We start from the raw sequence: 10179 nt of genomic DNA, 5'->3' as shown, positions 1-10179 counted from the left end.
CAAAGGCGGCGGTGCTGACGGCGAGGCCGGCGGCTAGCGTCAGGCCGCCCGTCGATATCAGGTTGAAAAAGCTCATATAGGGGTACCGGTGGTTCGCGCCCGGGTGATTCCGTCTATCGCCAAGGCTAGTCGCCGTTTTCTGATCAGCAAGCAGCTAAACACCAATTGTGGCGATAAAGGACCGTCCTGCACTTTGCGCCGTTACATCCAAGGCCGTTACGAACCGGGCGTCCAGGCATCGTAGTCGCCCGTGACCTGCGGCCGATGCTGATTGCCCAGCACCGAGCCTTTCGGGCGATAGGCTGCCGGCGTGCCGGTGAGATTGGGCTGGTGCGGCTTCTGCCAGTCGCGCGGCTTGTAGTCCTCGCTAGGCGGCGCGACATCGACGCGGTGATGGATCCAGCCGTGCCAGCCGGGTGGAATGTCCGAGGCTTCCGAATAATTGCGGTAGATGACCCAGCGGCGCGTGCGGCCTTCCGAATCGATGCCGCCTTCGTAATAGACATTGCCGGCCTCGTCCTGGCCGACCTGCTTGCCGTATCGCCAGGTGTGCAGGCGCGTTCCCAGCGTCTGGCTGTTCCACCAGGTGAAAAACTGCGTCAGGAAAGTCTTCATCTCGAAACCCTCGCGCCGACGGCGCCTGTTTCCTGCTTATGGCGTCAGGCTTTCGGGAAGGCAAGAGTTTTGCCGGGGGAGCGCGCAAATGGCGCGCAGGGAACCGACACAAGCCTGCGACTCTTGCAGGCGGCAGGATGCGCGCTTGCCAAGCCTTCCCGCTCTTTCTAAAGCTCAGCGCGCCCGTGCGGGTATCCAACCCGGCCACAGGCCGAAGGAGGTGACGATTGGCCACGAAATTGCCGACCACCGACATTCGCATCGGCGCGGAGCTGATTCGCCGCCGCAAGGGCGGCACGCCATTGGTCTGCCTCACCGCCTACACCTATCCCATCGCTCGCCTGCTCGATCCCCATGTCGACCTGCTTCTGGTCGGCGACAGCGTCGCCATGGTCCTGCATGGCCATCAAACAACGCTTGGGGCCTCGATCGAGATGATGATCGCGCATGGGCAAGCCGTGATGCGCGGCTCGGCCAGGGCCTGCGTCGTCGTCGACATGCCAGCCGGCAGCTATGAGGATTCGGCGGCACATGCCGTTGCCTCGGCGCGGCGCATCGTCGGCGAGACCGGCTGCCAGGCGGTGAAGCTCGAAGGCGGCGTCGGCATGGCCGGACAGATCGCGGCAATCGTGGCCGCCGGCATTCCTGTCATGGGCCATATCGGCCTGTTGCCGCAATCGGTGGAGAAGGATGGCGGCTACAAGATCAAGGGCCGCACGGACGCGAATGTCGCGGCGCTGGTGGCCGATGCGCTCGCCGTTGAAGAGGCCGGCGCATTCTCGGTGGTCATCGAAGGCACCATCGAGGCGGTCGCCGCCGACATTACCCGCCGCATTGCCATACCAACCATCGGCATCGGCGCCAGCGGTGACTGCGATGGCCAGATCCTGGTCATCGACGACATGGTTGGACTGACCGTCGACCGTGTGCCGAAATTCGTCAAGGAATACGCCGATCTGCGCGGCGTGATCGCGCATGCCGCCGAGCGCTACGCATCGGAGGTACGAAGCCGGACATTCCCCGGCCCTTCGCATGTCTTTTCGGGTTCAAAAGTCTTTTCGGACACAGACGGCGGGGATGAACCATGAGCCGGCCTGACGTCGTCGATAGCGTCGCCGCCCTTCGCGCGCGGGTCCGAGACTGGCGGCGCGACGGCCTGCGTGTCGCCATGGTGCCAACCATGGGCGCGCTGCATGAAGGGCATCTCTCCCTGATCAGGATCGCACGGGAGAAAGCCGAGCGCTGCGTGGTGTCGATCTTCGTCAACCCGACGCAGTTCGCGCCGAGCGAGGATCTCGACAAGTACCCGCGCCAGCTCGCCCGCGACATTGATATGCTGGCGACTGTGAAAGCCGATCTTGCCTTCACGCCGACGGTTGGCGCGATGTATCCTGCCGGCTTTGCCACCAGGATCTCGGTCGGCGGTCCGTCCGCCGGGCTCGAATCGGATTTCCGCCCTACCTTTTTCGACGGCGTCGCCACGGTGGTAGCCAAGCTTTTTCTTCAGGCAACGCCTGACCATGCGGTCTTTGGCGAGAAGGATTACCAGCAGCTTTGCGTAGTCAGGCAGCTCTGCCGCGACCTCGACCTGCCCGTCGAGATCATCGGCGCCCCGACCATACGCGACGCGCATGGCCTCGCCATGTCGTCACGCAACGCCTATCTCGACGAGGCCGAACTCGCTGTCGCTCGCCAGCTCAACGTGATTCTGCGCAAGGCAGCAGCGGCGCTGGCGGCAGGCGCCAGCCAGGAAGACGCGATCACCGAAGCCAGCCGCACCCTGATCGCCGCCGGGTTCCAGAAGGTCGACTATGTCGAGGCCCGCGAAAGCCTGACGCTGGCGCCGTGGCGCCATGACCGCGCCGGCCGCGTTCTCGCGGCGGCCTGGCTTGGCAAGACGCGACTGATCGACAATGTGGACGTTCCCACTGCCTAAAGCGCGTCGCGCCCATGCGACGAGCTTTAGTTCTTTGTTTATGCATGTCGTTGTCCCAAAACCGAGTTCACTTTTGGGCGACATGCATTAGGGTGCCGCGCTAGCCCTGTCCTTTCCGCACGCCGACGAACAGTTGCCCCACGGCGATGCCGAGGATCCCGGCTGCTGCCTTCACAAGCGCATCGGCAAGGTGCGCGTGACGGCCCGGATCAATGATCTGGAGCAGTTCCAGCATGCCGGCGGTCACAACCACAAAGATCACTGCTTGATAGAGACGGTTGGGAAAACCGAGTGCGAGGGCGAGGCCTAACATCACATAAGCCAAGGCGCGTTCGATATTCGCCTCGGCTATGTGTGGCCGCATTTGGATCGGCGACAAAGTTGCGAAGATGATGATGGCGAGAAGCGCCAGCGCTGTGATGCGGGACAGTTTGGTCATGCCTTTGCATATCTGTCGTGAGCCGGCGCAGCAAACGCGAAGAATGACGCGTGGCGGAAAATGGACCGATCGGCCACGCTCCTCTTCCTTCGTGCCCTGCTGGACCTACTCCTCCGTCGGCATATGCAGATACATCGACTGGATGCCGACCCGGCCCGGGCCGGTGAAGCGGTTGACGATGAAATTCACGTTGGCGCCGAAAAAGCCGCTCGACAGGCGGTCGATCTTCGTTTCCATCCTGACCGAGGCGTCCTTGAACAACCAGCCGCCCGGCTCGATGTCGATGGTCTCGCCTGATGCAAGCGTCTTTTCGAAGACGTTGCCGTAGCCATGCAGCCAGACGATGCCGTCACCGGCATCGCCGCGAAAACGGTCGATGAAGAAGCCACTCTGGCCAAACAGCATCGTCGCCAGGCCCCGTACCCGCTCGAATGTGTAGTCGACATTGCCGGTGGCGGCGAGAAACTGGTGTTCGCGCACCTGGATCTCCTCGCCGCGCCGCAGGTGGATCGGCACGATATGGCCAGGCCCGTCGCGGCTGAAGGCGATGATGCCCGCTCCCGACGCTTCGGTGACGAAGATCTGCATGCCGGCCATCATGCGCTTCAGCGCGCCCTTCAGCGATTTCAGGCCGATGGTTATGGTGGAGTTCTTCCACAAAAGGATGTGGTGTTCGAAATAGACAGGCATCCGCGTCACATCGACGGAAAGCACAGGCACAAGTTCGCCCGCTATGTGATAGGTGACGCCACCGAAAGTTTCGTCCGACACCTGTGTCGGCATCAGTTCCGGCAAGCTTGGCATTGATCCCCCCAGCGCGAGCCTTTGCGTGCCGGTTCATTCCGGCTTCCGCGTGGTCAGCTGCGGCAGCTTTGGTGCCAGACCCGAAGGGCGTCAAACGAAAACAGCCGCTCCACGACGCGGCTCGCGCGAAGGTGATCCAGTCAGATGCGCGAGGGGGATCAGCCGGCGAGCGGCCGATGATAGACGAGCGTCGTCTCTCCAGCGGCACCTGTGTGCTCGCCGGCATCGCCGGAGCGAACGAAGCCGTTTGCCTCGAAAAAGGCGATGGCGTGCGTGTTCCGCCCTTCGACCTCCAGACGGATGGCGCGGGCTTCGGGGAAACTCTCGATGATCTCATCGAGCAGCATGCCGCCGATGCCCCTGCCCTGCAGGCCTGGAAGCACGTAGAGCTGTTTCAGGACAACCAGTTCGCCGCCGTCGATGCCTTCGGCGAAAGCCACGCCGCTAATGCGCTTGCCGTCATCGGCGACGAGAAACTCACTGTTCGGTCGCGTCATTTTCGTTTTCAGTGAAGCAGTCGAGTGCCATTCATCGGTGATCTTGGTGACCCGCTCGGCACCATAGATGGCGTCGTAGGTCGCGTGCCAAGTCTCGACCAGCAAAGCCCGTATAGCGGCGAGGTCGCGATCCCCGGCAGTGCGAACGAACATGCTCCCTACTCGATACCCAGCTTGGCCTTGACTAGGTCGTTGACCGCCTGCGGATTGGCCTTGCCGCCTGTCGCCTTCATCACCTGGCCGACGAACCAGCCGGCCATGGTCGGCTTGGCACGCGCCTGTTCGACCTTGTCCGGATTGGCCGCGATCACCTCGTCGACGGCCTTCTCGATGGCGCCGGTATCGGTGACCTGTTTCATGCCGCGGCTTTCGACCAGCTGCCGCGGATCGCCGCCTTCGTTCCAGACGATCTCGAACAGGTCCTTGGCGATCTTGCCGGAGATGGTGCCGTCCTTGATCAGGTCGATGATCGCGCCGAGCTGGTCAGGAGAAACCGGAGCGCTTTCAATGTCCTTGCCGGCCTTGTTCAATTGTCCGAGCAGATCGTTGATGACCCAGTTGGCGGCGAGCTTGCCGTCGCGGCCGGCAGCCACCTTCTCGAAATAGTCGGCGATGGGCTTTTCCGAGACCAGGATCGAGGCATCGTAGGTCGACAGGCCAAGCGATGCGATCAGTCGCGCCTTCTTGTCATCGGGCAGTTCCGTCAATTCCTTCGCCAGTGCATCGACATAGGCCTGGTCGAATTCCAGCGGCAAGAGGTCGGGATCGGGGAAATAGCGGTAGTCGTGCGCCTCTTCCTTGGTACGCATCGAGCGCGTCTCGCCCTTGACGGCGTCGAACAGCCGCGTTTCCTGGTCGATCTTGCCACCATCCTCGATAATGGCGATCTGCCGGCGCGCCTCGTAGTCGATGGCCTGGCCGATGAAGCGGATCGAGTTGACGTTCTTGATCTCGCAGCGCGTGCCGAATTCCCCACCGGGCTTGCGCACGGAGACGTTGACGTCGGCGCGCATCGAGCCCTCGTCCATATTGCCGTCGCACGTGCCGAGATAGCGCACGATGGTGCGCAGCTTGGTGACATAGGCCTTGGCTTCGTCGGCGGAACGCATGTCGGGCTTGGAGACGATTTCCATCAACGCAACGCCGGAGCGGTTGAGATCGACATAGGACATTGTCGCGTGCTGGTCGTGCATCGACTTGCCGGCGTCCTGTTCCAGATGCAGGCGCTCGATGCCGACCTCGATGTCCTCGAACTCGCCCTGGCGGTCGGGGCCGACCGAGACGATCACCGTGCCCTCGCCGACGATCGGCTGCTTGAACTGCGAGATCTGGTAGCCCTGCGGCAGGTCGGGATAGAAATAGTTCTTCCGGTCAAAGACGGATTTGTGGTTGATCTGCGCCTTCAGGCCAAGGCCGGTGCGGATCGCCTGCTTGACGCATTCCTCGTTGATGACCGGCAGCATGCCGGGCATTGCCGCGTCGACCAGGCTGACATTGTTGTTGGGGGCCGCGCCGAAAGCGGTCGAGGCGCCGGAAAACAGTTTTGCTTCCGAAGTGACCTGCGCGTGAACCTCAAGGCCTATGATGACTTCCCAATCGCCGGTGGCGCCCGGGATCAGGCGTTTTGCGTCGGGCGTGCGGGTGTCGATGATGCTCATTGTTAGCCTGCGCTTCTGGTTCGCGAAGATTGCGATTTTCGCGAATTTGGGTGTTGGCCTTCGCTAGTGCAAACCGCCAGAAGAGACAAGCGTAAAGCCGCGGACCGGCGTTTTCAGCCGCTCGAGCGTCGGGCAGCGGTCCCTTCCGCATCACAAGGCACAGGCTCGAACTCGTCCGCTTTGAACCGGCCAACAGGTAGTGCTGCCGGCCGATATTTCGGCCGGCGGTTCACTTCACCACTCAGGCTGTGGCGATATAGGCGCGGATCTCCTCGGCTTCGCGCTCGACATCCTCGATGCGGCGCTTGACCACGTCGCCGATGGACACGATGCCATCGAGCAGGCCGTCCTTTTCCACCGGCAGGTGGCGGAAGCGGCCCTTGGTCATGATCTCCATCACCTCGTTGACGGTGTGGTTCTCATTGCAGATCTTCACCTTCGGCGTCATCGCCGAACGCACCGCGATGTCGAGCGCGGCGGCACCTTCCCTGGCGATCACTCGCACGATGTCGCGCTCCGACAGGATGCCGACGATCTTGCGATCACCATTGGTGATGACCAGTGCGCCGATCTTGTGTTCTGTAAGGATACGAATGGCTTCGCTGAGCTTTTCGTTCGGCCCGAGCGTCAGCACGTCATGGCCTTTTTGCTCGAGAATGGCCTTAACCGTCATGGCGTCCTCCTCTACTTTGCCAACCGGTTCTGCCCTGACCGGCTTTCACATAAGAGTGAACATCGTGCGCCGTGATCGGTTGCATTTCAAGTGCGACGGTCGGTGGCCTCCCATTCGAGCGGCTGCCATCGCCGATCGAACCAGCGCAGGCCAAAAAAGCCGGCGATGAAGCCGCCAATATGGGCCTCCCAGGCAATCTGGCCATCTATTCCCGGCGCAAAGCCGAGCAGGCCGGTGGCGAGGTTGATGATCATCCACATGGCGAGGAAGATCACGACACCGCGCGAGCGCAACACGATTGAGATCGGCAGCACCGGGCCGGCAAAGGCCGCCTTGCCGGCCGAGCGGTCGGTGTGAAAGCCGAAACGCGCCGCGGCACCCATCATGCCTGATATGGCGCCGGAGGCGCCTACCAGCGGCGCCTCGCCGTAGGGGTGCATGGCCCAGAACAGCGCTACGGAAGCCAGTCCGGTGATGGCGAAGAACAATGCGAACCAGAGCCCGCCAAGGCGATTGGCCAGTGGCGAGCCAAAGGCGGCGAGCCACACCATATTGATGGCAATATGGGCAAAACCGCCATGCATGAACGCATAGGTGAATGGTCTCGTGAACAGGAACCAGTCGAAGCCGTATTGCCCGGTGTAGAGGACGGGGATGAAGGCCCCGTCGTAGAGCAGCGTCATTTGCTGCGCGTCGTTCAGCACATATTGCTGCAGCAGGAAGACGACCCCGCAAATGCCGATCACTCCCAGGACGATCGGCGGCAGATTGAACACCGGCTCTCGCGTCGGCGGCTCCGGCGTCGGTTCGGTGTGTTCGGCTTCCGAAGGGCTTACCGGTTCACTCATACGCATCTCGTCCAAGGCTTCGATGCGCGAGCTTTAGAGCAAGGATGCTCGACTTGGAACAATTCTGTTTCTCGAAATAGCCGACGCCTGCGCAGCGTCGCCTTGATTTGCTACGACCCGAAAGGAAACGAACCGGAAATGCTCCGGGACCTGAAAAACTCGCAACGAGAGTTCTCGGAAGCTGCGGATCCCCTCCCTAGAATGCGGCCGATTTCAACGGGGACAACACATGATCAAGCATCTTCTTTCGCTGGCCGCCGCGGCCGGCATCACGGCTCTCGCCACCGCGGCTTCAGCGCAAGGTCTTGCCGGAGCGCCAGCTCCCTTCGACAAAGGCGGCGTCAAGATCGCCGTCGTCAGCTTCCTCGGCTCCGGTGACTGGCTCCAGGCTTTCGAAGCCGGCGTGAAGCGCCAGGCCGACGCGCTCGGCATCGAGGCCAACATTTCGCAGGCGCGCAACGACATCAACACCGAGCGCCAGCTGATCCAGCAGGCGATCAATCTGGGCGTGCAAGGCATCATCATCAACAACGGCCAGCCGGAAGCCATCAAGGACGTCGCGCAGGCGGCGCTTGACGCCGGTATCCCCGTGGTCGCCTACGACACCAATCTCGACAACCCCAAGATCCCGCAGGTCGAGCAGTCCGACGCCGACATGGCGCGCCTGGTGATCGGCCAGGCTGTTAAGGAGCAGGGCGAGAAATTCGACGGTGGCGTCGTCTATGTCGCCGGCTTCGCGCCGCTCGACCGCCGCTATGCGGTCTGGAAGGATTTCGCCAAGAGGTATCCCGGCATCAAGGAAGTCGCCACCTGGGGGGTGGTCAACGACACCGTCGCCGCTTCGGTCGCCGACCAGACCAAGGCCGTCCTCACCGCCAACCCAACACTTTCGGTTGTCTTCGCCCCGTGGGATGAATTCGCCCGTGGCGTGAAGCTCGCAATCGACGAGCTTGGTGTCGCCGACAAGGTCAAGATCTACGGAGTCGACATCTCGACCTCGGACATCCAGGCCATCCTCGAGCCTAACAGCCCGTGGGTGGCGACCGCGGCGACCAACCCGGCCGTGGTCGGCGAGGCTTCGGTGCGTGCGCTCGCCCAGCTGATCGCCGGCCAGGATCCAGGCCACTCGGTGCTGATCAAGCCGACACTGGTCACCAGGAAGGACCTCGTCGACAACAACATCAAGACGATCGAGGATCTGCAGGCGAAGTTCCCCGCCTTCAAGGACAGCGACGCGGCCAAGGCGCCCTGGATTCCCGCGACGAACTGAACCGCCGACCACTCATTGCAATTGCAACAAGCCGGCCAGCCAACGCCTTGCATTGAAAAATGCGACCAGCCTCTCAAAATCCCGTCGCCCGGTCGCCCCGGACGACGGGACAAAAAGCTTTCGAAAGACAGTGATGAGTTCTCTTCCCGCTCCAGACTACGCCCGCAACATGCGACTCATCGGCCATTCAGACCAGGGCGGACGGCCGGACGGGCTGCAGGTCATGGTGCACCGAGGATTCGCCTATGTCGCGCATCCCTGGTCACAGGGGTTTTCCATCATCGATATACGCGATCCCAGAAACCCCGGCGCGACGATATTCGTGCCTGCGCCGGCAAACACCTGGACGATCCATCTGCAAACGCATGAGGATTTGCTGCTGGTCGTTCATGCGCGCGATCTCTTCGCCGAAGCCGCCTTCGCGTTCGACGAGAAGGTCTACTACACCCGGTCGATCGGCGAGACGATCGGCACCGCCTCGGGCGGCGGGAGAAACTGGTCGGCCGGCATGGCCATCTACGACATCTCGAAGCCCACGCAGCCGCGCCAGATCGGCTTTTTCCCGGTCGACGGCGTCGGTATCCATCGCATCTGGTACGTCGGCGGACGCTATGCCTATGTTTCGGCGTTGCTCGACGGCTACAGCGACTACATCTTCCTGACCGTCGATCTCCAGGATCCGGCACGGCCCGTCGAAGCGGGACGCTGGTGGATACCGGGCATGCATCTCGCCGGCGGCGAGACGCCGGACTGGCCCGACGGCCGCCGCTATGCGCTGCATCACGCGCTGGTCGAGGCAGACACAGCCTATGCCTGCTGGCGCGATGGCGGCCTGACCATCCTTGATATCGCCGACCGCAGCCAGCCGAAGCTGATCACGCACCGGAACTGGTCTCCGCCTCATGGCGGCGGGACGCATTCGCCGCTGCCGCTGCCGAAACGCGATCTGCTGATCGTCGCCGACGAGGCCGTGCTCGATCATGAGGAAGACGGGCGCAAACGCACCTGGATCTTCGATGTCCGCGATCCGACGAACCCCATTTCGATCTCGACGCTGCCGACGCCAGACGAGGCGGACTACACTGCCAAGGGTGGGCATTTCGGCCCGCATAATCTGCATGAGAACCGGCCGGGCAGCTTCGTTTCCGACACGCTGATCTTCGCCACCTACCAGAATGCCGGCGTGCGCGTGTTCGACATTTCCGATCCCTACCAGCCGAAGGAGACCGGGGCGCTGGTGCCGCCAGCACCAAGGCGCATGGTCGACAAGCGCCCGAACCGTCCGCAAGTGATCCAGTCGACCGATGTGTTCGTCGATGCCAATGGCATCGTCTATTCGCCGGACTACAATGCCGGACTGGCGATCATGGAATATAACGGGTGACAGAAGCGGCATACCGTCCCCCGCACATCATCATCAGCAGCCAAAGCCCGATCAC

The 10179-nt window shown here is 62.4% G+C and carries 11 protein-coding genes; 4 read left to right on the top strand and 7 right to left on the bottom strand.

Annotated features, from left to right (window positions below; all coding sequences use genetic code 11):
• Window positions 1-216: 216 nt before the first annotated feature.
• Entirely contained in the window at window positions 217-615 is a 399-nt protein-coding gene (locus tag JT360_RS12455; protein WP_214471905.1) for an NADH:ubiquinone oxidoreductase subunit NDUFA12, read from the bottom strand.
• Window positions 616-842: 227 nt separating this feature from the next.
• Between JT360_RS12455 and panB the strand changes: the two genes are divergently transcribed.
• Together panB and panC are read left to right on the top strand one after the other, a co-directional pair.
• Window positions 843-1703, top strand: coding sequence for a 3-methyl-2-oxobutanoate hydroxymethyltransferase (gene panB, locus JT360_RS12450; protein WP_214471904.1), 861 nt, complete (start codon window positions 843-845; stop codon window positions 1701-1703).
• Window positions 1700-2551: a pantoate--beta-alanine ligase gene (gene panC, locus JT360_RS12445; protein ID WP_214471903.1), complete on the top strand. Its 852-nt coding sequence runs from the start codon at window positions 1700-1702 to the stop codon at window positions 2549-2551. Before panB ends, panC begins: the two co-directional genes overlap by 4 nt.
• A 100-nt stretch (window positions 2552-2651) precedes the next feature.
• Here panC and JT360_RS12440 read toward each other — a convergent pair whose 3' ends face one another.
• From JT360_RS12440 to JT360_RS12415, 6 genes are all read right to left on the bottom strand, one after another.
• Window positions 2652-2990 carry a VanZ family protein gene (locus JT360_RS12440; protein ID WP_214471902.1) on the bottom strand — a complete coding sequence of 113 codons (339 nt, stop codon included), beginning with the start codon at window positions 2988-2990 and terminating at the stop codon, window positions 2652-2654.
• A 105-nt stretch (window positions 2991-3095) separates the two neighbouring features.
• Window positions 3096-3794: an AIM24 family protein gene (locus tag JT360_RS12435; protein WP_214471901.1), complete on the bottom strand. Its 699-nt coding sequence runs from the start codon at window positions 3792-3794 to the stop codon at window positions 3096-3098.
• Window positions 3795-3952: 158 nt separating this feature from the next.
• Window positions 3953-4444: a GNAT family N-acetyltransferase gene (locus JT360_RS12430; protein WP_214471900.1), complete on the bottom strand. Its 492-nt coding sequence runs from the start codon at window positions 4442-4444 to the stop codon at window positions 3953-3955.
• Window positions 4445-4449: 5 nt separating this feature from the next.
• Complete coding sequence (gatB, locus tag JT360_RS12425; protein ID WP_214471899.1) at window positions 4450-5949, bottom strand: Asp-tRNA(Asn)/Glu-tRNA(Gln) amidotransferase subunit GatB; 1500 nt, start codon at window positions 5947-5949, stop codon at window positions 4450-4452.
• 241 nt (window positions 5950-6190) lie between these two features.
• Window positions 6191-6622: a CBS domain-containing protein gene (locus tag JT360_RS12420; protein WP_214471898.1), complete on the bottom strand. Its 432-nt coding sequence runs from the start codon at window positions 6620-6622 to the stop codon at window positions 6191-6193.
• An 86-nt stretch (window positions 6623-6708) separates the two neighbouring features.
• The gene (locus JT360_RS12415; RefSeq protein ID WP_214471897.1) at window positions 6709-7470 is read right to left on the bottom strand and encodes a rhomboid family intramembrane serine protease; all 762 of its coding nucleotides are present in this window, start codon (window positions 7468-7470) and stop codon (window positions 6709-6711) included.
• Window positions 7471-7699: 229 nt separating this feature from the next.
• On the opposite strand from JT360_RS12415, the gene JT360_RS12410 reads away from it, so the two are divergent.
• Both JT360_RS12410 and JT360_RS12405 read left to right on the top strand, forming a co-directional pair.
• Entirely contained in the window at window positions 7700-8740 is a 1041-nt protein-coding gene (locus JT360_RS12410; RefSeq protein ID WP_214471896.1) for a substrate-binding domain-containing protein, read from the top strand.
• A 133-nt stretch (window positions 8741-8873) separates the two neighbouring features.
• Complete coding sequence (locus JT360_RS12405; RefSeq protein ID WP_214471895.1) at window positions 8874-10124, top strand: LVIVD repeat-containing protein; 1251 nt, start codon at window positions 8874-8876, stop codon at window positions 10122-10124.
• The last annotated feature ends 55 nt before the right edge of the window (window positions 10125-10179 follow it).

The organism is Mesorhizobium sp. dw_380, from assembly GCF_018588885.1.
In the GTDB taxonomy this organism is placed as follows: domain Bacteria; phylum Pseudomonadota; class Alphaproteobacteria; order Rhizobiales; family Rhizobiaceae; genus Mesorhizobium.
Note: the sequence above shows the minus strand (reverse complement) of the source record. Positions and strands in the feature narration are given on the sequence as shown.

Excerpts from the sequence above, each read along its gene's own strand:
- JT360_RS12455 (WP_214471905.1), bottom strand. The coding sequence starts at position 615 with ATGAAGACTTTCCTGACGCAGTTTTTCACCTGGTGGAACAGCCAGACG.
- panC (WP_214471903.1), top strand. The coding sequence starts at position 1,700 with ATGAGCCGGCCTGACGTCGTCGATAGCGTCGCCGCCCTTCGCGCGCGG.
- JT360_RS12440 (WP_214471902.1), bottom strand. The coding sequence starts at position 2,990 with ATGACCAAACTGTCCCGCATCACAGCGCTGGCGCTTCTCGCCATCATC.
- JT360_RS12435 (WP_214471901.1), bottom strand. The coding sequence starts at position 3,794 with ATGCCAAGCTTGCCGGAACTGATGCCGACACAGGTGTCGGACGAAACT.
- JT360_RS12430 (WP_214471900.1), bottom strand. The coding sequence starts at position 4,444 with ATGTTCGTTCGCACTGCCGGGGATCGCGACCTCGCCGCTATACGGGCT.
- gatB (WP_214471899.1), bottom strand. The coding sequence starts at position 5,949 with ATGAGCATCATCGACACCCGCACGCCCGACGCAAAACGCCTGATCCCG.
- JT360_RS12420 (WP_214471898.1), bottom strand. The coding sequence starts at position 6,622 with ATGACGGTTAAGGCCATTCTCGAGCAAAAAGGCCATGACGTGCTGACG.
- JT360_RS12415 (WP_214471897.1), bottom strand. The coding sequence starts at position 7,470 with ATGAGTGAACCGGTAAGCCCTTCGGAAGCCGAACACACCGAACCGACG.
- JT360_RS12410 (WP_214471896.1), top strand. The coding sequence starts at position 7,700 with ATGATCAAGCATCTTCTTTCGCTGGCCGCCGCGGCCGGCATCACGGCT.
- JT360_RS12405 (WP_214471895.1), top strand. The coding sequence starts at position 8,874 with ATGAGTTCTCTTCCCGCTCCAGACTACGCCCGCAACATGCGACTCATC.